Source organism: Vibrio sp. 1F169 (genome assembly GCF_041439605.1).
In the GTDB taxonomy this organism is placed as follows: Bacteria; Pseudomonadota; Gammaproteobacteria; order Enterobacterales; family Vibrionaceae; genus Vibrio; species Vibrio tasmaniensis_A.
Window position 1 is genome coordinate 145943 of the sequence record NZ_JBGOOI010000001.1, and the last position, 24352, is coordinate 170294.

At 44.8% G+C, this 24352-nt stretch carries 23 protein-coding genes and 1 pseudogene; 15 read left to right on the forward strand and 9 right to left on the reverse strand.

What is annotated here, in order from left to right:
• Positions 1 to 2 precede the first annotated feature (2 nt).
• The 5 genes and pseudogenes from ACED53_RS00650 to ACED53_RS00670 all read left to right on the forward strand — a co-directional run bounded on the left by ACED53_RS00650 (position 3) and on the right by ACED53_RS00670 (position 2337).
• A complete protein-coding gene (locus ACED53_RS00650) occupies positions 3 to 362 on the forward strand; it encodes a hypothetical protein (RefSeq protein ID WP_012604418.1) in 360 nt (119 codons plus the stop codon).
• A gap of 91 nt (positions 363 to 453) precedes the next feature.
• Positions 454 to 1053 carry a thiol:disulfide interchange protein DsbA/DsbL gene (locus ACED53_RS00655; RefSeq protein ID WP_009847171.1) on the forward strand — a complete coding sequence of 200 codons (600 nt, stop codon included), beginning with the start codon at positions 454 to 456 and terminating at the stop codon, positions 1051 to 1053.
• 238 nt (positions 1054 to 1291) lie between these two features.
• Positions 1292 to 1786, forward strand: a complete 495-nt coding sequence (locus ACED53_RS00660; RefSeq protein ID WP_017101604.1) for a peptidylprolyl isomerase — start codon at positions 1292 to 1294, stop codon at positions 1784 to 1786.
• Positions 1787 to 1891: pseudogene (locus ACED53_RS00665) on the forward strand (hydrogenase); the annotation flags it as partial. It lies immediately after the preceding gene.
• A 17-nt stretch (positions 1892 to 1908) separates the two neighbouring features.
• Positions 1909 to 2337 carry a MarR family winged helix-turn-helix transcriptional regulator gene (locus ACED53_RS00670; protein ID WP_017101603.1) on the forward strand — a complete coding sequence of 143 codons (429 nt, stop codon included), beginning with the start codon at positions 1909 to 1911 and terminating at the stop codon, positions 2335 to 2337.
• A gap of 94 nt (positions 2338 to 2431) precedes the next feature.
• Here the strand turns inward: ACED53_RS00670 and ACED53_RS00675 are convergent, their stop codons facing one another.
• The 4 genes from ACED53_RS00675 to ACED53_RS00690 all read right to left on the reverse strand — a co-directional run bounded on the left by ACED53_RS00675 (position 2432) and on the right by ACED53_RS00690 (position 6045).
• A complete protein-coding gene (locus tag ACED53_RS00675; protein WP_029225568.1) occupies positions 2432 to 3292 on the reverse strand; it encodes a DMT family transporter in 861 nt (286 codons plus the stop codon).
• A gap of 110 nt (positions 3293 to 3402) precedes the next feature.
• On the reverse strand, positions 3403 to 4500 hold the full coding sequence (locus ACED53_RS00680) for an alkene reductase (RefSeq protein ID WP_017101601.1): 1098 nt from the start codon (positions 4498 to 4500) through the stop codon (positions 3403 to 3405).
• Between the two features lie 14 nt (positions 4501 to 4514).
• Positions 4515 to 4892, reverse strand: a complete 378-nt coding sequence (gene gloA, locus ACED53_RS00685) for a lactoylglutathione lyase (RefSeq protein WP_017101600.1) — start codon at positions 4890 to 4892, stop codon at positions 4515 to 4517.
• 217 nt (positions 4893 to 5109) lie between these two features.
• On the reverse strand, positions 5110 to 6045 hold the full coding sequence (locus ACED53_RS00690; RefSeq protein ID WP_012604424.1) for a LysR family transcriptional regulator: 936 nt from the start codon (positions 6043 to 6045) through the stop codon (positions 5110 to 5112).
• Positions 6046 to 6375: 330 nt separating this feature from the next.
• Here ACED53_RS00690 and ACED53_RS00695 point away from each other — a divergent pair, with 330 nt between their 5' ends.
• The 5 genes from ACED53_RS00695 to ACED53_RS00715 all read left to right on the forward strand — a co-directional run bounded on the left by ACED53_RS00695 (position 6376) and on the right by ACED53_RS00715 (position 12458).
• On the forward strand, positions 6376 to 7305 hold the full coding sequence (locus ACED53_RS00695; protein ID WP_017096898.1) for a hypothetical protein: 930 nt from the start codon (positions 6376 to 6378) through the stop codon (positions 7303 to 7305).
• Between the two features lie 633 nt (positions 7306 to 7938).
• The gene (locus ACED53_RS00700) at positions 7939 to 8580 is read left to right on the forward strand and encodes a hypothetical protein (protein WP_017096899.1); all 642 of its coding nucleotides are present in this window, start codon (positions 7939 to 7941) and stop codon (positions 8578 to 8580) included.
• Positions 8580 to 9569, forward strand: a complete 990-nt coding sequence (locus ACED53_RS00705; protein WP_017096900.1) for an efflux RND transporter periplasmic adaptor subunit — start codon at positions 8580 to 8582, stop codon at positions 9567 to 9569. The genes ACED53_RS00700 and ACED53_RS00705 overlap by 1 nt, the downstream gene beginning before the upstream one ends.
• 255 nt (positions 9570 to 9824) lie before the next feature.
• Entirely contained in the window at positions 9825 to 11801 is a 1977-nt protein-coding gene (locus ACED53_RS00710) for an alkyl sulfatase dimerization domain-containing protein (protein WP_017101599.1), read from the forward strand.
• Between the two features lie 168 nt (positions 11802 to 11969).
• Positions 11970 to 12458, forward strand: coding sequence for a hypothetical protein (locus ACED53_RS00715; RefSeq protein WP_017101598.1), 489 nt, complete (start codon positions 11970 to 11972; stop codon positions 12456 to 12458).
• Positions 12459 to 12549: 91 nt separating this feature from the next.
• Here ACED53_RS00715 and ACED53_RS00720 read toward each other — a convergent pair whose 3' ends face one another.
• Both ACED53_RS00720 and ACED53_RS00725 read right to left on the reverse strand, forming a co-directional pair.
• Complete coding sequence (locus ACED53_RS00720) at positions 12550 to 15648, reverse strand: efflux RND transporter permease subunit (RefSeq protein ID WP_017101597.1); 3099 nt, start codon at positions 15646 to 15648, stop codon at positions 12550 to 12552.
• Between the two features lie 8 nt (positions 15649 to 15656).
• Complete coding sequence (locus tag ACED53_RS00725) at positions 15657 to 16769, reverse strand: efflux RND transporter periplasmic adaptor subunit (RefSeq protein WP_017101596.1); 1113 nt, start codon at positions 16767 to 16769, stop codon at positions 15657 to 15659.
• A gap of 236 nt (positions 16770 to 17005) precedes the next feature.
• On the opposite strand from ACED53_RS00725, the gene ACED53_RS00730 reads away from it, so the two are divergent.
• A complete protein-coding gene (locus ACED53_RS00730; RefSeq protein WP_004736309.1) occupies positions 17006 to 17620 on the forward strand; it encodes a TetR/AcrR family transcriptional regulator in 615 nt (204 codons plus the stop codon).
• A 22-nt stretch (positions 17621 to 17642) separates the two neighbouring features.
• Here ACED53_RS00730 and ACED53_RS00735 read toward each other — a convergent pair whose 3' ends face one another.
• Complete coding sequence (locus ACED53_RS00735; protein WP_017101595.1) at positions 17643 to 18554, reverse strand: LysR family transcriptional regulator; 912 nt, start codon at positions 18552 to 18554, stop codon at positions 17643 to 17645.
• Positions 18555 to 18710: 156 nt separating this feature from the next.
• Here ACED53_RS00735 and ACED53_RS00740 point away from each other — a divergent pair, with 156 nt between their 5' ends.
• Positions 18711 to 19016 carry a monooxygenase gene (locus ACED53_RS00740; protein ID WP_017101594.1) on the forward strand — a complete coding sequence of 102 codons (306 nt, stop codon included), beginning with the start codon at positions 18711 to 18713 and terminating at the stop codon, positions 19014 to 19016.
• A 70-nt stretch (positions 19017 to 19086) separates the two neighbouring features.
• The gene (locus ACED53_RS00745; protein WP_009847186.1) at positions 19087 to 19461 is read left to right on the forward strand and encodes a hypothetical protein; all 375 of its coding nucleotides are present in this window, start codon (positions 19087 to 19089) and stop codon (positions 19459 to 19461) included.
• 98 nt (positions 19462 to 19559) lie between these two features.
• Here the strand turns inward: ACED53_RS00745 and ACED53_RS00750 are convergent, their stop codons facing one another.
• Positions 19560 to 20078 carry a lipocalin family protein gene (locus ACED53_RS00750; protein WP_017101593.1) on the reverse strand — a complete coding sequence of 173 codons (519 nt, stop codon included), beginning with the start codon at positions 20076 to 20078 and terminating at the stop codon, positions 19560 to 19562.
• Between the two features lie 322 nt (positions 20079 to 20400).
• Between ACED53_RS00750 and ACED53_RS00755 the strand changes: the two genes are divergently transcribed.
• Positions 20401 to 22116: an amidohydrolase gene (locus ACED53_RS00755; protein WP_017101592.1), complete on the forward strand. Its 1716-nt coding sequence runs from the start codon at positions 20401 to 20403 to the stop codon at positions 22114 to 22116.
• Positions 22117 to 22216: 100 nt separating this feature from the next.
• On the opposite strand, the gene ACED53_RS00760 is transcribed toward ACED53_RS00755, so the two are convergent.
• Entirely contained in the window at positions 22217 to 23422 is a 1206-nt protein-coding gene (locus tag ACED53_RS00760; RefSeq protein WP_102579820.1) for an MFS transporter, read from the reverse strand.
• A gap of 152 nt (positions 23423 to 23574) precedes the next feature.
• On the opposite strand from ACED53_RS00760, the gene ACED53_RS00765 reads away from it, so the two are divergent.
• Positions 23575 to 24342 (forward strand): ABC transporter ATP-binding protein, encoded by a 768-nt coding sequence (locus tag ACED53_RS00765; protein ID WP_017101590.1) that lies wholly within the window; start codon positions 23575 to 23577, stop codon positions 24340 to 24342.
• The last annotated feature ends 10 nt before the right edge of the window (positions 24343 to 24352 follow it).

Genomic DNA, 24352 nt, shown 5'->3' on the forward strand with positions numbered 1-24352 from the left:
CCATGCCAAAGTTGATAAGCAAAATTTGGGTACATGCTTTTATGCTATTCGCTATGTTAGTGGCCACCGTCAGTGTGGACAGTATCGCGAACGCCAATGCTATGCAGGTAACTCAAAATCTATCAACCTTATCGCTAAACACCGATTCCTCATTCGACACCAGTGACTCATTCCCATATTCCAGCGCGCAACCCAATGTAGAACACCACTGCTGTGGCTCTGTATGCTTGCTTAAAATGCCACCGTTGATTGTGTCAGAGTCTTTTGATACCCAAATTGGTTCATTGGCTTTGATCGAGAAAGAGCCTTCACACAAGGCAATCATGTCGCCACAAGCTCCTTATCGCCCTCCTATTTCTTAATTGTTTGTCCCTGTTTGGCAACGCTTGCCAACGTATTACTAATACAGCTCTATCGCTGTAAACAATGACATCCAAATTTAGGAAATAACACATGAAAAAGCTATTTAGCCTATTCGCAGCTCTGATCATGAGCGCCTCAATTAATGCCGCTCAGTTTGAAGAAGGTACTCACTACAAGATCCTCGACGTAGCGAAAGCAGATAAGCCAGTCGTTACCGAATTCTTCTCGTTTTACTGCCCTCATTGCTACAAATTTGAAGGCGTCATTGAGTTCCTTAAACAAGATCTACCAGAATCAGCAAGCTTTCAAAAAGTGCACGTAGCGTTTATGGGCAACGACATGGCTGTGCCTATGGCAAAAGCTTACGCGACCATGATTGCACTCGACGCTGAAGACAATATGGTTCCAGCAATGTTCGCCAAAATTCACGAGAAGCAACAGACTCCAAGAAACGAAGCGGAACTGCGCCAGATCTTCATTGATAACGGTATCGATGCGAAGAAGTTTGATGCGGCCTACAACGGTTTCGCAGTTAACTCAATGCAGAAGCGTTTTGATAAGCAGTTTGATGCGAGCACATTAACTGGCGTTCCAGGCGTATTAGTTAACAACAAATACATCGTAAAACCGGATCAAATCAAGAGCTACGAAGAGTACAACCAACTGGTGAATTACCTTCTAACGCTTTAATCAAAAGCAATAATCTTTAAAACCTCCAAAGCCAGCGACCTGTTCGCTGGCTTTCTTGTCTATACGAATGAAGTGAACGCGCGATGGCACGCTCGAAGATCATTCAGATCGCCCTTGAATACACGTCAGAATCACTGTTCACTGGCATCCGTCGTTATTTCTCATATACTGCACCCTATTACGTCATCCACTACTCTGTAGTACTCAAAATATTAGTACTCGAACATTGGGCACCTTTATGATTATTCTGACCACTAACTTTGGCGACATCGAAATTGAACTTAACCTTGAGAAAGCGCCAGTAAGTTCAAAAAACTTCCTTAAATACTGCCAAGAAGGCTTCTATGAAGGCACCACATTTCACCGTGTGATTGAGGGTTTCATGATTCAAGGTGGTGGACACACTATCGACATGACAGAGAAGCCAACACACGCACCTATCGTCAATGAAGCAAATCGTGGACTAAAGAACGTGATTGGCTCAGTGGCAATGGCTCGTACAGACGCACCACACTCAGCAACGGCGCAGTTCTTTATCAACCTTGACGACAATGATTTCCTTGACCATACCGCGACCAGCAACGCAGGTTGGGGTTACGCAGTGTTTGGCAAAGTATCGGCAGGCATGGACGTGGTCAACAAGATTGCTGTCGCTCCAACGACCACTCGCTGGGGACACGAAGATGTACCTTGCGAAGATATTATGATCACCAAGGTCACGATTCGCGATTAATTCAAAATTAGCAGTCAATTCGCTTTTTTATCAAATAACGAAGCAATGTTGGTGCTAATTGCATCGGTATTAGTTACGATGACAATAGTTGTAATGTCATCGTAAGAATTAGGTACTGACGGATGTCACAAGAATTTGATAGGCAAAATAGCTTTGGTTGGATGATCAACGTGATCGCCAATAAAGCGAGCAAAGATTTCGACACAGAATTGAAAGAACATGGCTTAACCATTGCGCTCTGGCCAACCTTGATGTGCCTATGGGAAGAGGAAGGTATTACTCAGCGTGATATCGCGGCAAAGTCCAAAGTCGAGAATTCAACGACGACTCGCACACTAGACAAGCTAGAAAAGCTTGAGCTGGTTGAACGCAGAGCCGATCCAAACAGTCGTCGTTCTTTCAGAATCTACTTAACGGAAAAAGGGAAAGCACTCGAAGAACAGTTGATTCCAATCCCTACTCGTTTAAACAAAGAACTGATGAATGAGTTGGACGCTGAAGAACAACAGCAGATGATCAAGCTACTTCAAAAGATGGTCGCAGCAATCTGATCTTACTGTGACCGGAGCTTACTGCTAGTACATGCTTAATGAGTTCTAAACTTGCACGAACCAACAACCAATACTCGGCCTTGCGCCGAGTGTTTTATTTTCGTCTCGACCATTTGATATAACAAAATAGCGAACCAATAATCACCGCTCCGCCAAGTAGCTTTTGCATCTCAACCGTTTCACCCAACACGCTGACACTCAATAACAATGTCCACACTGGCTCAAGAATCATGATCAATGCCGCCACTTCCATGTTCACGGAGTGCTGACCGACAGTTTGCAATAAGTAACGGATCGATGTCGCGACAACCGCTGATACGATAAACCAGAATATTAAGGTTTGAGTTATTTCAAACTCTGGTTGAGTGGTCATCGAAGCAAACGCTAACCCACTAACACCCACCACAAAAAGCTGAACGCAAATTGAAGCTATAGGTTTGATATTAGTAATCACTCGCTTATTCATGACAAAGTGAACCGAAAGCAACATCGATGCTAATAGGAAATAGAGCTTACTCTGCTCAACGTGCCAACCGTTAGTTAGGGTCAGTAGCAACATACCGATAATCGCAATTGGAAATGACATCCAGAAGGCACGATTAGGCTTAACTCGAAATATAATCCAAGAGACAAACGGCGCGATGATCATAGCTAAGCTCATGATAAACGCTCCTTCCGACAAACTTTCCGTCATCGATACTGCATACACCCAGACTTGCAATGAAGCAGACAGCAACAAGCCAACGCCGCAAAGAGAAAGTACCTGCTTAAGCGAAAGCTTACGAATGTGATGAATACAAAATGGCAAAAGAATCAAACTCGCGACGAAGAATCGCACACCAATGAACACTGGCCCAGGCATTTCTAACACCACCAGCTTAGATGCAATCCATCCAATCCCAGCTAACAAGGTAGCAAATAGGAGATAAAGCTCTCCGCGCATCGCTTTCATCATCTTACTTGGTCCAATAACAAAAAAAGCAACCCGACTCTGCAAGGTTGCTTTTTATAAACATTCAACAGGATCGAGATATTATCTCAATACTCTGCTTCAGGCAGCTATTTTTAGCCTGCGTATTTTGGGTAATCCGTTAAACCTTTTTCAGCACCACCAAACAATGTGTTTGGATCGTGCGCTGCTAATGGGTAACCATTTTGAATACGAGCGGGTAGATCTGGGTTTGCTACGAATGGACGACCGAAACCAACCATATCAGTTACGCCTTCAGCAACCGCTTTTTCGCCGCGCTCGCTGTCGTATTTACCTGCGTAAATCAGCACGCCATTGTAAGCTTTACGAACCGCTGCTTTAAACGCTTTTGGCGTTTCAGGTGCGTCGTCCCAATCGACTTCTGCAACGTGTAGATAAACAATGTTGTATAAGTTAAGTAGCACCGCCGCCGCTGTGTAAGTCTCTACTGGCGTAGCGTCAACCGTACCATTCAACGATGTGAACGGAGCAAGGCGAACACCTACACGGTCAGCACCAATCGCTTCGACCATAGCTTCAACCACTTCACCTAGGAAACGTAAACGGTTTTCAATTGAGCCACCGTATTCGTCAGTGCGGTTGTTTGCTTCAGAGTCGATGAATTGGTTAATCAAGTAACCATTCGCGGCGTGAAGTTCGATACCATCAAAGCCCGCTTCAATCGCGTTCAAAGCCGCTTGGCGGTATTGACCAACCACGTTTTTGATGTCTTCTTTCGTCATCTCACGAGGTTCAACCACATCCACAAAACCCGGCTCATCAGTGCCATTATCGATGAATACTTTTACGTTTTCTGCTTTAAGTGCAGAAGACGAAATTGGTTGTTCACCACCAATGTTGTCTGGGTGTGTTACACGGCCTACATGCCAAAGTTGAGCGAAGATAACGCCCTCTTTTTCATGTACTGCATCGGTGACTTTTTTCCAACCCGCAATCTGCTCATAAGAGTAGATACCCGGAGTCCAGGCGTAACCTTGACCCATAGGTGAAATTTGTGTGCCTTCAGCGATAATCAAACCTGCAGAAGCGCGTTGAGCGTAGTAAGACGCCATCATATCGTTTGCTGAATTGCCAGGTTGCGTTGCGCGAGAACGCGTCATCGGTGGCATAACAATACGGTTTTTAAGTTCGATACTACCAAGTTGAATTGGTTGAAATAGTGCGTTTGTCATTGTTATATCCTCGATTAACCTAGTTGAATCAGTTCGATTTGGTAGCCATCTGGGTCTGTGATAAATGCGATGTGCGTTGAGCCACCTTTTACTGGCCCCGCTTCACGAGTGACGTTGCCACCCAGTGATTTGATCTTGTCGCATGCGGCGTAAATATCTTCCACACCCAATGCCAAATGACCAAACGCGCTGCCCATCTCGTACTCGTTAGTATCCCAGTTGTACGTTAGCTCGATAGTCGTGCCGCCTTGTTCGTAGCCAACAAAAACCAATGTGTAGCGGTAGTCTTTGTTTTCATGGCGTTCAAGTTCCTTCATTCCCAATACCTTGGTGTAGAACTCGATAGACTTGTCTAAATCAGCAACTCGGATCATTGTGTGTAGGAATTTCATATTTCACCCTTATTGGCACCACAAGCATGGCGCCGTTATGATTTTGAGTGGAGGTTATCCACTAATCTCTGAGTGAAATAATACGATTCATCGAGGAATCAAGGAAATTATCAAAAATTCTCAATATGATAATTTTTTGTTATGAACTTTATAAATAGCACGAACTCAATGACACAAAAAAGGGAAGCTAATGCTTCCCTTCGAGTTAGACTCTCAATTAAAACCGCAAACGCCTATCTTTAAGCGTCTTCGACATCGCATCTGATGTACTGATGACTTGTTCTCGGAACCATTTATGAGCAGGGTCATTATTCTGCTTCTTTAACCAAATCAAATAGTGGGATATAGGCTGATATTCAAAAGGTGGTTTAAACAACTGTAAACCTAGCCTTTCTTGAAACTGGACAGCCATAGATAAAGGCACTACGGTGATGTAATCCGATTGGCTACATAGCAAGATATTACTGAACAGTGAGCGCCCGTGAAACACGATTTTACGCTTAGATAAATCCAATGATGTGTAGTGATTTAAACTGCGAACTTTCCGCCGTGTTCTATCTAATACGGCATGCTTTTCATTCATGAATTGCGCTTCGCTGATTTCACCTTGGATTCGCGGGTGATCCTCTCTACACACGATCACAAACTCGCCTTCATATAGAGTTTCACTAACGATGCTCGGGTGTTCAGGTACAACAATATCGATCATTGCATCGAACTCTTGAGTCAAAAGGTCTTCGTAAATACGCTCATCACTGTCTGGTTGGTCAAAGACTTCTAGCGATAGATTTTGATTAGGAAGCGCAGCAAAACTATTGAGTAAAATCCACTGTAAGTGCTCAGGTGAAGAAATCACAAACTTACGTTCAGAGGATTGCTCATCAAAATTAGCCATCGACTGAAATACATCATTCAATTCATGAATCGGCGTTTTGATTTGTTCATACAAACTTTGAGCATAAGAAGTAGGCGTAACACCTCTTCCTTTACGAACAAAAAGCTCTTGGCCAATCTCTTTTTTTAGGCGGGCTAACGCGGTACTGATGGTCGATTGGTTGGTACTGAGTTGATCCGCAGCCTTACTTAAACTGCCCTGCTCCATCACCGCAGAAAACACAGCAAGTAGGTTGAAATTGGGGATTTCGTTGCTCATATATCATTACTCGTTAGGCGACCATAAACACCATGCTATCGTAAAAACGATTAAATATCGTCAATAAAAACATTTATTAAAGGTATAACGCATCGATTATTTTGCTAATAAATAGCATATTAACCAGACTTTACTCACACTCATCAACCCTCAATAAATCTTCATATATTGAGACAATAAAGCCCTCCCTTCTCCGTAAGCCCTTTAATAATGGGGCGTACTTCATGCAACGCGCTTTGAAACCACAACATTGTCTCAAATTACATGACACTGAGTTTCCGTTCGGTACATATACATTCCTTTTGTGAATACTACAATGGCACCAAAATAATGACCCTCGGTATCAATATGAAAAACACTAAAATAATTTCCCTACTCTTAAGCGGTGCGGCTATCGCTTACTCTGGTTCTGCGCTGGCTGAAAAGGAACAACTCTCAGTTCAGGAAGCCGCAAAAAAATCGGCTAACCCGGTATCTGACGTATGGATGCTAATCACTCAGAATGATTACACCTTTCTTGAGAAAGAAGATGGCCACCATGAAATGCAAAACCGTTTCAGCTTTCAACCAGTAATGCCTGTTCCTATCATGGATGGCGAATGGAACTTGGTGAACCGTCTGGTAGCCAACCACTACAGTTCACCAGGTGACCGTGAAGACGGTGATTTCTTTGAAGGTCGTACAAATGGCATGGGAGACACCGTCTTTCTATCAATGGCAGCGCCTAACCGTGATGACGGCTGGATTTGGGGTGTTGGTCCAACGGTGATCATGCCAACTGGTACTGATGGTTTAACCCAAGATAAATGGCAAGTAGGCCCTGCGGCAATGGTCGCTCGCCTTGGTAAAGAAACCGGTAACCCAGCAAGTATTGAAAGCTGGAACGTTGGTTTCTTAGCTCAGCAATGGTGGGATGTAGGCGGTAGCGACAGCGTTACTGAATCAACCAATCAAGCGGACATCCAGTACTTCTTAAACTATCGTGTCAGCAACACCGCGTTAATTGGTATGACGCCTAATATTCAAATTGATTGGACAAAAGATGGTTCCGACCAATTTACTGTACCTGTCGGGTTAGGCTATATCGATATGTTTAAGATTGGACCGATGCCTGTTCGTTGGGGTGTAGAACTTCAATATTACGTAATGAAACCAGACGCAAATGTTAATACGACCAATCCAGCTGAGTATGTGCCATATGCACCAGATTGGAACCTAAAATTCTTTATTGCTCCTGTTACATTAAACCCGTTCAAATAATCGATTAAAATCCTCCCTAGAGCTGGTCTAATTTATTCAATATTTTAGGCCAGCCTTTTTAGTACTTTTCATCGACTTCTATGATCCAAACCAAGTTAATGAACAATGTTTTCTATCTGTATATGAGCCTTTTCAAATAAATCACTTTACCGATTTAGAGTTATAACTACTAATCGTAATTACGATATTATCAAATCGTAATTCTGGGTAGATACTGGTCAAAACTCTTTCTATTATCCTGCTAACAAATCAATCACCAGCCCAAATAGAAAACTGACAAATGTTTTACTTTGGTATGTCAATTGTCATGGAAGAGCCCCTCGATTGTCGAGGTAATACACGTAATAAAAACAGTCGCTAGAAAGCCGCGCGAATATTAATTCGAACGCTTCATAGCCATTTCATTTACGTCTGCTGACAAATAATAAAGATTGATTTGTAGAGAAGCATATTCGCTTCTTGATACCGAGAATCGGTTGTCTGGACTGTGCAATATCACTTTAAATATCATCTATTACTTTTGTTTATTATGGGCACTAATCTACCCACATAATAGACATCTACTTTCTAAGATGTCATTAAAGGTGACTTCTAGGCTGCAAATTCTCTCTTCTTATTGATGTAGGTTGAGATATGAACTTTATAAAAATCATTTTCCAGAAAATCTGGGCCGTTGTGATGGTCTTGATTAAATTCTGCCTGTTTATGGCGGTAATGTTTGCTGGTGCATGGGCTCTTGCACCGTTAGGCACTATCCATTCTAAAGACATCGACATGTCTCAATTCAACAATCATCCCAATGAAATGATGATGAACTTCTTCCAGATGGAGTACTTCTCTGGTTACTTGTTCTCGGTGACCATTGCTGTGGTATTAGCCGGTGTTTACGGCATGTGGCAGTTGCATGAACTGGGTGTGCATAAAGCAAAAGAACACAAAAGCGCTCACGTACAGATCGTTTTTGCACTGTCACTTTGCGGGCTCTTCATCAGCAAAACATTCTGGGTTATCGCCTTGGTTATCGCGCTAGCGAACTGGAAACATATTGGTCAATCACTGAGTGATGTCATTCGCCGTGGTGTGCAGCCTAAACAAGACGCGACCAATTCAGAGGCAGCCGCAGTCCACGTATCACCTGAAAAATCGGCAACCGAGCCGTCTCAAACACAACAGTCTCCAGTAGAACCGTCTTCAGAAGCTCAGCCTTCAAAAGAACAGGCTTCAGAAGAAAAGACTCCAACAAAACCATCCCCTACAGAAAAAGAGGTCGCATAATGAAAGAGATGATGATTCCATACATCCTAATTGTATGGTCACTGTTTGCGACAGGCGCACTGAAGAAGAACTTCAAAAACTACACGTGGGCTGCCATTGGCGGCGTAACGATTCTTGCGGTATTGGCGGTTATTTCTCGCTTGTGGGCGCCGGTTGATTTAACGAACTCAACCACAGTAAAAGCACCACACGCGGTAATGTCGCCTGTATTTGGCCAACAAATTGATGAAATCCATGTTGACCACAACCAACGAGTAAAAGAAAACGATGTACTTTACACACTCGTCGACATTAACTCTGCAGCTGACAAAGCAAAGATCGAATCTGCCATTGTTAAGAAGGAAGAACAGATCAAGCAGATGACACGAGATCTTGAGCGTGCTGAAACATCACCGCAAATCTTTAATGCGCGTGATGTTGAGAAATACGATTCTGACCTACGTGTAATGAACGCTGAACTTAATTCATTGGTTGCCGATCTTCAAAAAGTGAACTGGGCGCAAGAGAAAAAGACGATTCGTGCTGAGTTTGATGGACAAGTCGCGATTGTCAACATTGCCGAAGGTTCAGTCATGGGCAACATGCACCTTTACAACACCAACAAGAAATTTTTAGAAATGCGAGTTTCTGACCAAACTTACGGATATGTTCAAAAAGGCGATTTCGCAGAGTTTTTCGTTGATGCATACCCAGGTCACGTGTTCAGAGCAAAAGTACACAGCTTCACAACCGGTACTGGCGAAGCGGCTATTTCTCCATTTCAAGGCCCACAGAGTGTTGGTCAACACGTTGTAAGAAATAGTAACGGATTAGGCCGTACCATCGTTCTTGAGATCATCGAACCAGAAGGTTTCGATATCCCAATCGGTGCGGCTGGTGCGGCTTGGATTTCTGCTGAGAAACCGCATCCGTTCTGGGGCTTTATTGATGTTATCGGTGCAGCAACAGTTCGCCTGCAATCTTATAAGTCTTACTTAGGAGCTTGGTAAGCACTTAGATAATCGAAAATATTACTTTTAGTTCTTTAAGAAATGCCCTGGTTTTCAGGGTATTTTTGTATCTATCACAAACCAATCTTCCTAATTTAACCTTCGATACAAATCGAAAAATCAATATAAATGACAACAAAATCATCGTAAAAGCGATGTATCGAAATACTATTAGCGTGTAGATAGCGACCTCTATCCTCTCTATTATTTGAGTCAAGAAATCCAATTCCTGTATCCAAATATAAGGTCACTATCATGACTAATACATTCAAAAAAATGGCTCTTCCTGTTGCTATCGCAAGCGCACTATTTGCTTCTGGCTTTGCATCAGCAACACCTATTGTTGAAGCAACATCAACGGTAGGCCAAGAGCTTCAAACCGCAAATGCAGCTCAATACCAAAACATCGATCTTGATGCACGCTACAAAAGCGAGGTTCTATTCGAACACAAGTCAAACATGTTCTGGGGTAAAGGCGAACGTATCCAGGTTGTTTCTAAAACGGGCGATTCTCTAGCTTACACTGCAGAATCTGACCACGTTCATCCAATCCTAACCAAGCATGGTCGTAAAATGGACCAAGCAATCATTAAAGTGGATGACAACGTTTACCTTGGTTACGGTTTCGGTCTAGACACTCCTGTCATGATCGAAGGTACGGACGGCATCATCATTGTTGATCCAGGCGAGTCGGTAGAAATGGCTCAATCGGTTAAAGAGCAGTTCCGTCAAATCACAGACAAACCGGTTAAAGCAATCATCTACTCTCACAACCACATCGACCACATCTCTGGCGTGCGTGCATGGGTTACTGACGAAGAAGTAGCATCAGGTGAAGTAAAAATCATCGCTGAAGAAGGCCTAACAGCTGCAGTGGCTAACTGGTCTTCAAACCTAGGTACTCTATTTGGTCACCGCACTTCTTACACAGGTGCTAAGCACGTAGAAGAAGGTGAGCACGGTACAGTAAATGACGGCCTTGGCCCACGCTTCATGCAAGGTGCTATTTCGTTCATCGAACCAAACCTGCTTGTACCAAGCCAAAGCCACATCGAAATCGAAATCGCTGGCGTGAAAATGCACATTGAGAACGTGCCATCTGAAACGAAAGATGAGTTAGTGGTTTACTTCCCAGATCAGAAAATCCTGCACGCTGCGGAAGTACTTCAAGGTGAGAACTTCCCTAACCTTCACACCATCCGTGGTACTAAATTCCGTGACCCATCAATGTGGTTCAAGGGCATCGACGTAATGCGTAAGTTCGACACTGAGATCATGATTAACTCTCACGGTCGTCCTGTTGAAGGTAAAGAAGCAGTAGCTGACGTACTAACGGCTTACCGTGATGCGATTCAATACACTCATGATCAAACTATACGTTACATGAACAAAGGTATGACGCCAGACGAGCTAGTTGAAGTAGTTAAACTTCCTAAGCACCTTGCAGAACACCCTTGGTTAGGTGAACACTACGGTACCGTTGCACACGCCGTGCGTCAGATTTACGTAGGTTACAACGGTTTCTTCGAAGCGGATCCATGGCAGCTAGAGCCAATGGCTTACGAGCAACGCGCTAAAGCATTCGTAGAGATCATGGGCGGTCGTGACAACATCCTTACTACTGCACGAGCAGCAATTAAGGCTGAGAACTACACATTTGCAGCAGAAATTCTTTCTTACCCAATCACGGTAAACAAGCAAGATATGGAAGCTCGTGAGATGAAAGCACAAGCTTACAAAGCATGGGCTGCAGACCAAGTGAACATCAACTGGCGTAACTGGGCGCTTAACGCGGCGGCTGAACTAGAGAACAAACGTGACTTCTCTAACATGATCAGCTTCGCTTCTGTTGACGTTCTTACTGCGCTACCAAGCAAGCAGATCTTCGACATGATGACTTCAACGCTTATCGCAGAAAATTCGTTAGACGTAAACATGATGCTAACGTACAACTTCTCTGATACGAACGAAGCATTCACTATCGAAATTCGCAACGGTATTGCTCAGTTACACGAAGAAGCAGTGAAAGGCGCAGACGTTCAAATCGACACCACTCGTGCAGTATTGAACCAAATATTGATTGCAGGTCCAAACGCTCAACAAGTGATTGGTACCAACCTACAGTCTGGTGCATTCAAGTTCTCGAACGGCGACATCAAAGGCTTCGGTCAATTCATGAGCTACTTCGATAAGCCAATGACTCCAGAAGAGATCATGCTAATCGTTCGTTAATTAGATATACACCAAGCAAAGGCATGCTAAGGATGGCGAGCCGATAACTTAGGGACCTATTGTGGTCCCTTTATCGTTTATTCATTGGTACAGTTCGCAACCTTCACTCAACAATCTCGATCTATTGTTGAAGTAAGAAAACTGCCCTAGTTCGTTTAAGGTTCACACATGCTAAAACGATTTGCTCTCATTCTTTCACTCACATCTTCCCTAACTTTCGCCTGTGGTCTTCACCAAGATACAGGATTTAGTTTAGTGACAGAGCCCGGTTCACTAGAAGTCTTTGGCAACGTCATCACAGCCAGACAAGACGATGAATTCAACAACCTCAATAAACCGGATCATTTTCGACTCTTTGCCGTCAAGGCTGCGCTTGCGAAACCCCACCCAAGCAAAATTGAGTTCAACTTATTCGAAGCAATTAAAGGTCATTACAGTCAAGTGAAACTTGAGAAGGGCGTCGATGTGTCAGGTAGAGATACTTTGCCTACCGAGGAAGATCTATTACTGATTACGGAACTCGATGTGTTCGATGCGCTAGCTACTGGCACCATATCTTGGGATCACGCGACACTAAACGGTTTGGTGATCATCAATGGCCCACAAGATAAACGAGAGCAACTTGAAGATTGGCTTAGTGATATTTTTGAAGGGTAGTTGGAATGAATTTAGTGAGAGAACAACGCCATAATCGAACCAGATACGGCTCGATTATGGGTAATTGAAGAGCAGTTAAATTGAAAAACAGTTACGCAGCTTGAGTCACTATGTTTTTTCGCTGATTTTTAGTCATCAAATGATAAACCACCGGCACAAAGTAAAACGAAATAAGCGTGGTTAACACGGTACCGCCCACAATCGCGACCGCAAACGGAGGCCAGAAACCGCCTCCAGCAATAATCAACGGCATAAATCCCCCAACGGTTGTAATCGTGGTCGAGCTGATATGGCGAGTACACGACATCACCGCCTCAACGACCGCATCAACATTCCCAGAGGAAGCCTCCTTGTCTAGCTTCAATTCGGTCAGAATGACAATGGCCGCGTTAATCGCTAAGCCCGCAATGCCGAGCATGGCGATGATCACCGTAAAGCCAAACGGATAACCGAAGATCCATACCGACAACAGCCCTAGTCCACCAGCCAATCCTGCTACCATGAAGATGATGCTACTCATTCGGAACGAGTTGAATGACATCACCACCACCAGCACCATCAATACCACCACGACTGCGACATTCGAGATGAGGCTGTTGACTGAATTGTCTCGTTCAGCGGATTCACCACCAAAACCAATCGTATAGCCCGATGGCATCTGATAGCTTTCTAGGCGTTTTTGGAATTCATTGAGCACGGTTTGAGGCAATACACCCGCTTCAATATAACCCTCAATGGTATTCACACGTTGCCCATTTCTGCGCGTAATCGCACCACGACTGGTGGTCAGTTCAAGCTCAGCCAAGGTAGACACATTGATACCCGTTGAATAGACATCTGAGCTTATCGGCAAGCGAATATTACTCAGGTGCGCTAGGTTCTCACGCGCATCATCCGCGACACGAACACGGATTGGCACCGACTCACTCCCCTCAATCACCGAGCCACTTTCACGACCTGTCAGCGTTGTTTGCAACATACCAGCAAACTGGTTCAATGAAATACCATTTAGTTTTGCGGTGTCTTCATCGACCTTCAACCACACCTTCGGCGTACCCGGTTGCAGGGTTTCCCTTGTGTGCGTGACATGAGGGACACCTGCCAAAATTAGACGTACATCTTCACCAATTGCTTTCAGAGTATCGAGGTTCTCACCATAAACACGCAGCTCAACTGGCGCGGTAAATGGAGGCCCTTGGTTAAGCTTACGTACCAAGATTTGTGCTTCCGGCACCTCTTTATCTAACACCTTTTGCAGCTCAGGAATCAGCGCATTGGCTTGGTCAAAGTTCTCTGTTTTCACCATGGATTGCGAGAAGTACGGCGCGTTATTTTGCCTTGCTTGCAGGTTGTAATAGAAGGATGGGAAGTTTGCACCCACGAGCCAATCGATACGCTCCACTTCTGGATAGCGATGAATGATATCGTCGATTTTTTCAGAGGTGTTTTTGGTGGCGTAAATGCTCGCTTGCGGCGGCATGTAAACCTGAATCTCAAACATGTCTCGGTCTGATGGCGGGAAGAATTGCTCAGTCAGCTGAGACATACTCCAGTAACCGGTAAACGGTACCAATAACACAAGAGCAATCGTGATGATTGGATGCGTCACACCAAAGCGGACAGAAGACGAGAACCAACGCGTCAAAGCCGGGATTCTCAAACCCGTCATGTACCAATGGTGCTGCCCTTTCTTATCGACATCACTGAGTTGTTTCGGCAATAGCTTGGTCGCTAAGCCTGCGATTAAGGTATGCGAGATGATGTAAGAGCCGATCAATGAGAAAGAAACGGTAATCGCAATACCACCGACAAATTCACCCGATGCACCCGGCATCAAGATAATCGGAGCAAACGCCAACACGGTAGTTAAGGTTGAGCCTAATAACGGCACCCATAAATGCTTCAATGCATTCATGGTCGCTTCTGCTCGTTGTTGCCCTTTCAAGCGATAAGCTTGAATGGTATCGACCATCACCACCGCGTTATCAACCATGATCCCGAGCGCCACAATTAGGCCTGTCACCGACATTTGGTTAATCGGTACACCGGTCATTTTCATGATCGACAAGGTCAATAATGAGGTTAACGGTAGAGAAATGGCGACTAAGATCGCGGCACGCACGCCTAAAGTGACAAACAACACAATCAAGATCAGACCAAAACCGATCATCAAGCTTTTGCCTAAATCGTCTAAGCGAGTTTCGGTATAACCTTGCTGATTAAAGAGCACCGTCACCTTAACGTTACTTGGTAACTCTTGCTCAAACTTACCAATCAGAGCATTAGCTCGCGACGTCCAGTTATCGACTCGCAGATCAGGATGCATTCTTGCCGCGACAATCACGCCCGGCTCGCCGTCAATGATCGCAATTTGGTCTTGTGGGGTTTTCTCACCACGTTTCACAGACGCAATGTCTTCCATACGGATGATGTGACCTTTGCTGTCAGTGGCGATTGGCACTTGCTTAATGCGTTCAATAGAATCGAGTTCAGATTTAATTTCTAAGCCAAAGCGAGAATAAGCACTCACTAACTCGCCGGCGGAGTTCTTGGCGTCCGCCCCTTCTAGCGACTCAGCAATATTAGCACTTGAGCGCCCCAACGCGGCTGCATCTGCGGTACGTAAACTGATTTGAATCTCTTCTTGTGGCATCCCGTATTCATCAACGAATTCGGTACCCGACAAAGTTCTTAGTCGCTTAGCGAGTTCTTTGGCATAACGACCCAGCGTTAATCGGTCAGGCTCGCCTGCACCAGACCAGGTTAGAGATGCGATGGTCGTGAAAGCATAGGTGTGGTCACTGTCGAGATCGGGAGAATGAGAGCCCACAGGCAAAATAGATTCAATGTCAGATAGCTTGTCGCGAGCTTGAGACCAAACTGGCTCTGGCTCGGTGATGGTGTCGTTAAGTTCTAGCGTAACAATTGACACGCCCGGCCTTGAGGTTGAGCTCACGAGTTTAACTTCGCTCAGCTCACGCAGCTTGTTCTCGATAACCTCAGTAACTAAGGTTTCAACACGCTCGGCACTGGCGCCGGGGAAACTGGTAGTAATGTTCGCGTAACGGTTGATGATCACCGGATCTTCTGCACGCGGCAACGTCATGAACGCAGAAATACCACTCACCATCAGCAGTGCGGTCATTAAGATAAGCAGTCGAGTGTTGGAAATAATCTCTATTATTTTCATACTATTACCTACTCAGCCGCGCTTGCTGGCTTCACGGTTTGTCCGGGAACTAAACGATGTAAGCCACTGGCAATCACTTGTTCACCGTCTTCAATCGCCCCACTCACGTATGCTTGTTGATTGTTGGCAAACAACACTTGAACACTTCGGCGCTCAACTTTGTTGTCTTCACCAATCACAAAGATGTTCCACACACCGCGCAATCCATCAATCAAACCCGTTAATGGCACCCAGTAGCCTTGGTCGTCAATCTGTTCGTCAAATTTCAGATAGGCAAGTTGTCCTTCTAATACCGCTGATTGTTCAGGAAACAGATAACGCAAACCGACACTGCGAGACTGTGTGTCAACCATTGCGCCCGGATTCAACAGGCTCACAACGAATTCATCTCGCCCGACGCGAATACTTGGTGCGGAAAGTGAAGTAACCTTTTTCATTTGATGGGCAGGGATACCGATAAAGGCTTCTTTCCCTTCAGAGGCAAGCAGTGTAAGAGTTGGATTCCCTACATTCACTACATCTCCAAGCGAGACAAAACGGGTTGCGATGGTCCCTGAATATGGCGCACGAACTGTCGATTTCACCAGCTTCAATTGATTGCCTTTTACCGAGGCATCAATACGCAGTAAGTTCGCCTGTAACACGCGTTGCTCACTGGTTAACGAATCAATCTCAGCTTCGGCACTGAAGCCTTTCGCTTTCAATGAACGTTGACGTTTAAGGTTCGCAGCCACCAAACTCAATTGAGCTTTGACTTCTTCAGCCTGCGCTTTCAGTTGGCTAGACTCGGTTTCCAAAAGTTGGGTATCCAGTCTGATCAACGGCTGACCCGTTGTGACTGTGTCACCGACATCCACCAGAATCTCGTTTACTTTTCCGGCCAACTCAAAACCTAAATTGGCCTGTTGACCCGCCTTAACCACACCGACATATTCGCGTTGTACTGCATAAGAGGAAGACAGCGCCAAGGCCATCGTTTCCACCGTTAAAATGGTTTGGACGCTCGATGCCGTTTCAGCGGTTGAATCAACCGACTCTTGGGCTTGTTCCTTTTCGCCACATCCAACAAGAAAAGCCGACAACGCCACTGCCACTGCGCTTCCCTTCATCAATTTATACATACGTACTGTTCCTATGCGGTACTCAATTATGTTCTTTTTTTAGACTAACCAAATCAAACTAGACTGTCTAGTTTGATTGTGTTAAAAATACGTTTCATCGTTAATGATTGATAAAACCATCACAAAAAGCATAATGCTTAGCGTAAAACGAGACACATAGAACTGAGCACCAACAGGCGCTAAGCAACGAGACAAACTAGGTAACGAGACAACACTAAGTAACGAGAAGCAAGCACGTGACTAAAATCATCAAGAGTGAACAGAAGAGATCGCAGATCTTAACCGCAGCCAGCCAACTTTTCTCTGAACATGGCTTCAAGATCAATATGGATCAGATAGCCAAAGCAGCGAACGTTTCTAAGCAAACGGTCTACTCTCACTTTAAAAACAAAGACGAACTTTTCGAAACCTGCATGCAAACCAAGTGTGCGGAGCGAGAACTCAGTCCTGCAGCCTTTGATATGGATGCTGCGGTGGGTGATGAGTTGGTGAAGTTTGGTGTGAAGTTTCAGGATTTATTACTTGATGAACAATCTAGACAAACCTTTCAAAATGCCATTAGCCAAGCGAATACGCATCCAGAGATCGCCTCTATCTATTTAGAAACTGGGCCTCAGAAAACCACCAAATTACTTGCTGATTATTTGCAGTCGAAAATAGATTCTGGTGATCTCACACTGTCGACATCAAGCTCGCCAGTCATTGCAGCCAGACAACTGCTGCTTATGTTCCATGGTAAGTCAGCGTATTGGGGATTCTTCGGACACGATAGCGGAGAATCTGAAGAAGAAAGACTTCACTACACTCGCGAGTGTGTCGCGCTATTCTTAAACGGCAATCAGCCTCGTTAATCGTTCAAGGTTCATGTCGCCGTTAGCTCGCATTTGAAACTGACTCAAGAAGTAACTCATAGAAACGTTTAGCAGCAGGGCCTGTCTTGGCTCCTTTTGGTAAAGTCAGGTGCAGCGGAACGTGATACCCACTGCCATTTTCGACATTCAACACAGTGAGCTTGTCACTTCCTCGGCTTTCAACAATGTGCTTTGGTAGTCGACAATACCCGACTCCCTGCTCTACCGCGCCAAACGCATGGTCGAAATTGTCCACCGTAATACGCTGACTCGACTTCAACCAGCCCACATCCTGTTTGTTCCCTTGCTTTTTGCTGCCTTGACTAGTTTGAGCACCTAAATCTCGCACCACAATTTGCGGCAAAGACGACAGTTGATTCAACGACACTGAAACGGCACTTGCTAACGGATGTGAGCTAGCAACTACTGGCTCCATCATCGTAAAACCAAAGGCTTCGGCTGAGTAATTAGTAATAGGCAAGTTGATGATAGCCACATCAGCCAGTTCTTGAGTCACCATTTCGGTTGTTTTAGACAGAGACGTTTCAATCACTTGTATCGATGTGGTGTTGTTCTCCGTCAAAAATGTAGCCATCGGTTGATAAAGGCGTTCAAGGCAGCACAAGTGATCAACAGCAACCACAATTTCAGACTCAACACCTTTCGCCAGCTGTTCACTGATCAACTCTAGCTCGCGAGCTTGTTCCAACATACTGCTCGCACGGCGTAACAGTGATTTCCCATCCTCCGACAAGACCGCCCTACGACCTTCAACCTGCACTAAAGTCACGCCTAATTGGTCCTCCAATTTTCTCAGCGCATAAATCAGCGTGGTATGGCTCTTGTTCAATTGCACTGCCGCCGCCTGAATGCTGCCTGCACGGTCAATTTCGTAAAGCGTTTGCCATTGGTCGAGGGTGGTTTTCAATCTCATCGGTCTAAAATCCTGACAGTTAATAACTATATTATGAACTTTTCTGTCTGTTTTTTACAGGTAATATCTATTTCAACAGGCAATCAAGCCTCCTATGTTTTGCGAAATGACCATGAGTCTCAGCGCAATACCAAGTAACTGTTTGGAGAAATAACCATGAAATTATTACAAGTCGATTTTGAATTTAGCGGCCCATTTGGTGAAGAGATGTCAAACGCACTCGTTGACCTAGCAAAGTCTATTAACAACGAACCGGGCATGATCTGGAAAATTTGGACAGAGAACGAAGCAGAAAAACTGGGCGGTGGTGTCTACCTTTTTGAAGACCAACTCAGTGCAGAGACGTACCTAGCGATGCATAGCGCTCGCTTAAAAGAGATGGGGGTTGAAGAAGTGCGTGGTGTGATTTTTGACGTCAATCAGCCATTAACTACCATTAATAAAGGCCCAATCAACGGTTAATCAAACTTGTTCATTCGCTGAATGACAACAAAGATACTGAATAGCTAAGTAATAAATAGAGAGATACGTAATGAACAACAAAACTTTTCTTAGCCTACACGGCATTATTTACGCAGGGTTTGCCATCGCACTGTTTTTTATCCCAACGGTAATGTGGCCCATGTACGGCGTAGAGATCAATGATAAGTACGCGTACTTTCTCTCTCAACACACCAGTATATTTTTGGGTGGTATCGCTGCAATAAGCTGGCTGCTTAGAGACATTGAACCTGGCTTGTCCGCTAAAAAGCTCATCCAAGGCTTGGTGGTTACAAATATGCTCGGCGCCATCATCACATTGTATGCGGCATTTACAGGAATATTTGTTGGCTTCGGCTGGAGTGATCCGGCGTTCTTCCTTTCACTATCGGTGCTCAGCGTGTTGCAGGTTCGTCGACAAGGCTAGTTCATACAAAACCAAACCAAACCAATAAAAAAGGAACAGATGCACTCATCATCTGTTCCTTTTTCTCAATCAACTGTCGTTAACCTAGCGCGCTCAGCTTATTTACCGTGCTCAACGTAAATCAATTCATCAGTATTGAAGCCACGCTCTTTAGACATCGCTTTGAACTTCTCCATCACTCCTGGTGCAACCTCTGGTGTTCTTGAAAGTAACCACAAGTAGTCGGTATCTGGGCCCGAAACAAACGCATATTGGTATCCCTCTTTGTCCAATTCAAACACCACATAAGCGCCGTAGAAAGGGCCAAAGAAAGACACTTTCAAATAGCCTTGTTCGCTGCCTTCAACAAAGTACGCCTTGCCTTCCGCCTCATTCCATTCGCCATCTTCCGCCGAATAGCCGCGGTTAATCACCTTAACGCCACCATCATCACGCAAGCTATATTCGGCACTGATGTTATCTAAGCCACGCTCAAACGAGTGGTCTAAACGAGCCACTTCGTACCATTTGCCCAAGTATCTATCCAATTCAAACTGTTGAACGGGCTTTACTGTTTCAGGCATGCCCACGCAACCACCCAATAGAATCACACTAAGCAGCAATAATATTTTTTTCATCCTAACCTCGGCTTGTTTTTATTAGTAATGCGAGTAAGCCTTGTGAAAACATAAACTTACATCCTTGGTAATACGTTAAATCCATTTTTAAAGTTCACCTAACTGTAATTTATTCAGAATCTTATGTGAATCGTTTAGTCTGCGAATGAATCAATGGTGTTTCATTGATGTTCGATATTGAGTCGGAGTCACCACAAAATATACGGCAAGTTAACTTAATCAGGAGAGCAACTATGGACACTTTATTATTAAAAATCCGCGATATGATTCTTACCACTCGCTTTCTATACTTACTAAACAGTGGAACATGGAATAAATAACAATGAACAATAAGCTCACTTTGCCACGCACTGCATGGATTGCATTATTCGCTAGCCTAGTCTCTGTGCCATCGGCTTTTTCTCAAAGCCTAACCGCAGACCAGATCTTTACCAATGCCGACATATATGGGCATCGCGAGTCAGACTCGATCGTTACCCATAAAGGCAAGATCATCTTCATCGGTGACCACACTCAGGCGCAATCTTTTCAAGGTCAGAGTACCGATGTCATCGACTTGGAGAATGCCTTTGTTTTGCCGGGGTTCATTGATAATCATAACCATGTGTTTGAAGCCGCCTCAGAGCTGGGTGGCAATTGCGAACTAGACTCTGAAGCCACATTAGAAGAGCAAATCCCTTACTTAGAAGCGTGTAAAATCAATGCCGAAACCAATGGTCGAGGCTGGCTGATGGGTTATGGCTTTTCTCTTGAGTCGACACTCGACAGCGACTCTGAATACACACCACTTGAGATCATCGACAGTATTTTCCCTGATCGCCCCGTGGTGCTTATGGAGCAAACCTCTCACTCTATGTGGGTCAACTCAAAAGCCTTAAAAATAGCCAGAATAAGCCAACAATCTCCTGATCCACAAGGTGGCGCTTATTTAAAAGACCAAGACAGCGGCAAGCTCAATGGCATCTTATTAGATAATGCTGGCGACCAAATTATGGAGATGGCGTGGAACAGCCAAAGCGAGCTCTTTGAACAAAGCTACCAAGGGTTAATGTTCGGACTTGAAGAAGCCGCTGCGCACGGCATTACCACCATTGGTGACGGCCGGATGTATTGGAAACGAGGTTGGTACGACGTTTGGCTAGAAGCGGAGCAAAACCAAGATTTGACGGCTCGCGTGTCATTACGCCCTTGGGTTTACCCATCAATGGCGATATCCTCTCAATTAGAAGTATTCAAGAAGATGTATTCCGATGATGAAAGCCGTCTGTTGCTCGTTGATCAGGTAAAAATGTACAGCGATGGCATCTTCATTAACGGTACAGCAAAAACACTCGCGCCCTATTTAGATACCTATCTGCCACAGTCTCCCAATGGCCTAAACTACATTCCACCAGCACAGATGAAAGAGTGGCTAACCGCGCTCGATAAAATCGGTTTTAGTGCGCACATTCATGCGATTGGTGATGGTGCCGTTCGTGAATCTCTTGATGCGATAGAAAGCGTGCGTAAACAAGGTTCGCAAAAGCCTTATACCCTAACCCACATAGAGTTAATCAATGATGAAGACGTTACCCGCTTCAAGCAGCTCAATGTCTCGGCGGACTTCCAAGTCGGTTCCGATTACGTAGCCAAACATCAACACCAATGGGCCGAAGCTTTCCTTGGTGCTCGCCGTGCCAAAGCCATGATGAACTTAGACGCGATACTTAAGACTGATGCCAACATCACATTAAGCAGTGATTGGAACGTACACGACATCAACCCATTGGTCGGCATCGCGAACAGTTTAATCATGGGTAAAACGGGCCTAACTGATATCTACACGGCTATCGACGCTTACACGATTAATGCCGCTTCTAGCTTGGGCATCGACGACGTCACTGGATCTATTGAGGTAGGAAAATCAGCGGACTTCGCGATTCTCAACAAAGACATCACTACAGTATCGGCAAGACAAATAGCCAAGACTCAGGTGTTGATGACAGTGTTAAGAGGGGATGTGGTTTTCGAAGACGCTGCTTTCAAAGACATAAATTAGCAAACCAACGTTCGACACAAAGCCGTTTGCTACTAGTTAATATGCTATCCGTTAGCTCACTTCCAATTGGCTCGCTAAAAAGTATCAGGGAAATACAAGGTTAAGCTTGCTCAGCGACCTTGATATTTCCCTCTCTTTTAACAATGTAGCTCGTTACAAAGATCAGTGCTGAACACAGTACACATAAGTAGATGGGATACATAGGGTTCAAGGTTGAAGTAAATGCAAGCAATGAAGCAACGCCATAGCCTAGAGTATGAGACATGGCGATGTACCCTGCGGCTGCGCCCGGTGTACCACTTTGCTTTTCAGTGGCAAACAACGTGTAAGCAGGAACAAGCAACGCTGCGCCAATCGCTGTCAGTACCATCGCCACAGCTAACGCCCACATACTGGGAATCAAGAACACTCCAAAGCCGACAAGCAAACCCAATGCCCCCCAACGGTACATAACAAACGGTGTCAGCTTTTCTTTTTTGATAACCAAGAGTTGAGTAGCAAAAGTACAGGCAGCACTGATAGTCAAAAGAATCCCGATCGTGTCACTTATTTGATCGGTAGGCCAACGGGTGATCGAATAGATAAGTGGAGAAAAACTGTATTGCAACAACGCGACTGCGGCACACAACAACAACCCGCAAGATAAAAAAGGCAGTAATGTTTTATTCGGTAACCAAGGTGCTTGCTCTATTCCTTCAGCCTTCCGAGTTTCTTCTTTAGGGGTTGGTAACAACATCGTGACAAGTAAAGCAACACACGGTAAAAAGATCATCACGATCAGGGGAGCAAAAGGCGATAACTTTAACGCTAAAATGGAGACCAAAGGCCCAATTAATCGACCAACACTTAGGCCAAGACTCACTGATGTAATGGCCTGTAAACGGTTCTTCTCACCACACAATAATATCGCCCAATGCTGACTCGCAGGCACCATTCCAGACACCGTACAACCATAAATAATTCGCGTGACCACCAGCCCAATCAAACAAAACACGAATGCCTGCCCCTGTTTGCTAAACATGGCGAAATAGCACAACAAAGCAAAGCTGACGGCCATGCCTATCAGTGCTTGAATGACTACTTTTTTAGGGCCATATTTGTCGCTCTGCCTTCCCCAAAACGGCGCAGATGGCAGAAATAATATGCTTCCTATTGCGATAAGAATCGACCACGTAGGCAAGCTAAATGAAGACTGTTCCACAAGAAAAGGCAGGGAAACGAGTAAGCCGTTTTGCCCAATTCCCATAAGAGCCGAAGCAAGACCAATAGCCAATAGTTGAATTTTTTTATTTTGTATCACAGACATAAACTCGAAGGCGCTAGATAAGGTTGGTAGGTTCGTAGTGGGCACGAGCACATTACAATGATAAATAGATTGATTTAGCGAATAATTATCATTTTGATTTCACTGTGTTACATTAGCGGCTAGCAGCCCATAACTCAACTTCATATTGCATTATGTACACACTTACCAATGCCTCGTTCGAAATCGACGGTAAGATAATCCTTTCGCCAACGACTTTGACCTTTGAACCAAAGAAGATCACCACCTTGCTTGGCCATAATGGATGTGGCAAATCGACACTCATTAAACTGTTAAGTCGACAAAACACGCCAACAGAAGGTGGCGTTTTCTTCAATGAGCAACCACTCGCCTCATACAGTAACCTTGAATTTGCACACCAAGTCGCCTACCTGCCGCAGCACCCACCGATTACTGATGGCGTGACCGTTCGTGAACTGGTTTGCTTTGGCCGTTATCCATGGAAAGGCGCATTTGGACGTTACAGCAAAGATGATTATGCCATCGTAGACGAAGCGATTGAGAAAGTTGGCCTTAACGCCTTTTCTGACCGATTTGTCGCGACACTTTCCGGCGGAGAAAGACAAAGAGCTTGGGTCGCCATGCTGCTTGCTCAGCAAAGCCAATGTATTTTGCTTGATGAACCAACCTCAGCACTCGATGTCGCGCACCAGCATGAATTGCTCGCTTTAATCAGAGAGCTTAATCAGTCACTCGGCTTAACCGTGATCATGGTGCTTCATGATGTGAACATGGCCGCCAAATTCAGTGATCATTTGATTGCGCTTCATTCTGGGAAAGTGATTGCTTCCGGTTCGCCTAAAGATTTGATGACGCCAGAAACACTAATGCAAATCTACGGAATGGAGCTTGCGCTCTTTAAACACCCTGAGACAGGGCAACCTATCAGCTACATCCCTTAAATCAAAAGGA

Bases quoted from the DNA above. Each gene is read 5' to 3' on its own strand.
- ACED53_RS00705 (WP_017096900.1), top strand. From the start codon at position 8,580: ATGAAAGAGATGATGATTCCATACATCCTAATTGTATGGTCACTGTTT.
- ACED53_RS00745 (WP_009847186.1), top strand. From the start codon at position 19,087: ATGAACAACAAAACTTTTCTTAGCCTACACGGCATTATTTACGCAGGG.
- ACED53_RS00655 (WP_009847171.1), top strand. From the start codon at position 454: ATGAAAAAGCTATTTAGCCTATTCGCAGCTCTGATCATGAGCGCCTCA.
- ACED53_RS00690 (WP_012604424.1), bottom strand. From the start codon at position 6,045: ATGAGCAACGAAATCCCCAATTTCAACCTACTTGCTGTGTTTTCTGCG.
- ACED53_RS00680 (WP_017101601.1), bottom strand. From the start codon at position 4,500: ATGACAAACGCACTATTTCAACCAATTCAACTTGGTAGTATCGAACTT.
- ACED53_RS00740 (WP_017101594.1), top strand. From the start codon at position 18,711: ATGAAATTATTACAAGTCGATTTTGAATTTAGCGGCCCATTTGGTGAA.
- gloA (WP_017101600.1), bottom strand. From the start codon at position 4,892: ATGAAATTCCTACACACAATGATCCGAGTTGCTGATTTAGACAAGTCT.
- ACED53_RS00700 (WP_017096899.1), top strand. From the start codon at position 7,939: ATGAACTTTATAAAAATCATTTTCCAGAAAATCTGGGCCGTTGTGATG.
- ACED53_RS00750 (WP_017101593.1), bottom strand. From the start codon at position 20,078: ATGAAAAAAATATTATTGCTGCTTAGTGTGATTCTATTGGGTGGTTGC.
- ACED53_RS00695 (WP_017096898.1), top strand. From the start codon at position 6,376: ATGACCCTCGGTATCAATATGAAAAACACTAAAATAATTTCCCTACTC.
- ACED53_RS00720 (WP_017101597.1), bottom strand. From the start codon at position 15,648: ATGAAAATAATAGAGATTATTTCCAACACTCGACTGCTTATCTTAATG.
- ACED53_RS00760 (WP_102579820.1), bottom strand. From the start codon at position 23,422: ATGTCTGTGATACAAAATAAAAAAATTCAACTATTGGCTATTGGTCTT.
- ACED53_RS00755 (WP_017101592.1), top strand. From the start codon at position 20,401: ATGAACAATAAGCTCACTTTGCCACGCACTGCATGGATTGCATTATTC.
- ACED53_RS00670 (WP_017101603.1), top strand. From the start codon at position 1,909: ATGTCACAAGAATTTGATAGGCAAAATAGCTTTGGTTGGATGATCAAC.
- ACED53_RS00675 (WP_029225568.1), bottom strand. From the start codon at position 3,292: ATGATGAAAGCGATGCGCGGAGAGCTTTATCTCCTATTTGCTACCTTG.
- ACED53_RS00660 (WP_017101604.1), top strand. From the start codon at position 1,292: ATGATTATTCTGACCACTAACTTTGGCGACATCGAAATTGAACTTAAC.
- ACED53_RS00710 (WP_017101599.1), top strand. From the start codon at position 9,825: ATGACTAATACATTCAAAAAAATGGCTCTTCCTGTTGCTATCGCAAGC.
- ACED53_RS00650 (WP_012604418.1), top strand. From the start codon at position 3: ATGCCAAAGTTGATAAGCAAAATTTGGGTACATGCTTTTATGCTATTC.
- ACED53_RS00725 (WP_017101596.1), bottom strand. From the start codon at position 16,769: ATGTATAAATTGATGAAGGGAAGCGCAGTGGCAGTGGCGTTGTCGGCT.
- ACED53_RS00735 (WP_017101595.1), bottom strand. From the start codon at position 18,554: ATGAGATTGAAAACCACCCTCGACCAATGGCAAACGCTTTACGAAATT.
- ACED53_RS00765 (WP_017101590.1), top strand. From the start codon at position 23,575: ATGTACACACTTACCAATGCCTCGTTCGAAATCGACGGTAAGATAATC.
- ACED53_RS00715 (WP_017101598.1), top strand. From the start codon at position 11,970: ATGCTAAAACGATTTGCTCTCATTCTTTCACTCACATCTTCCCTAACT.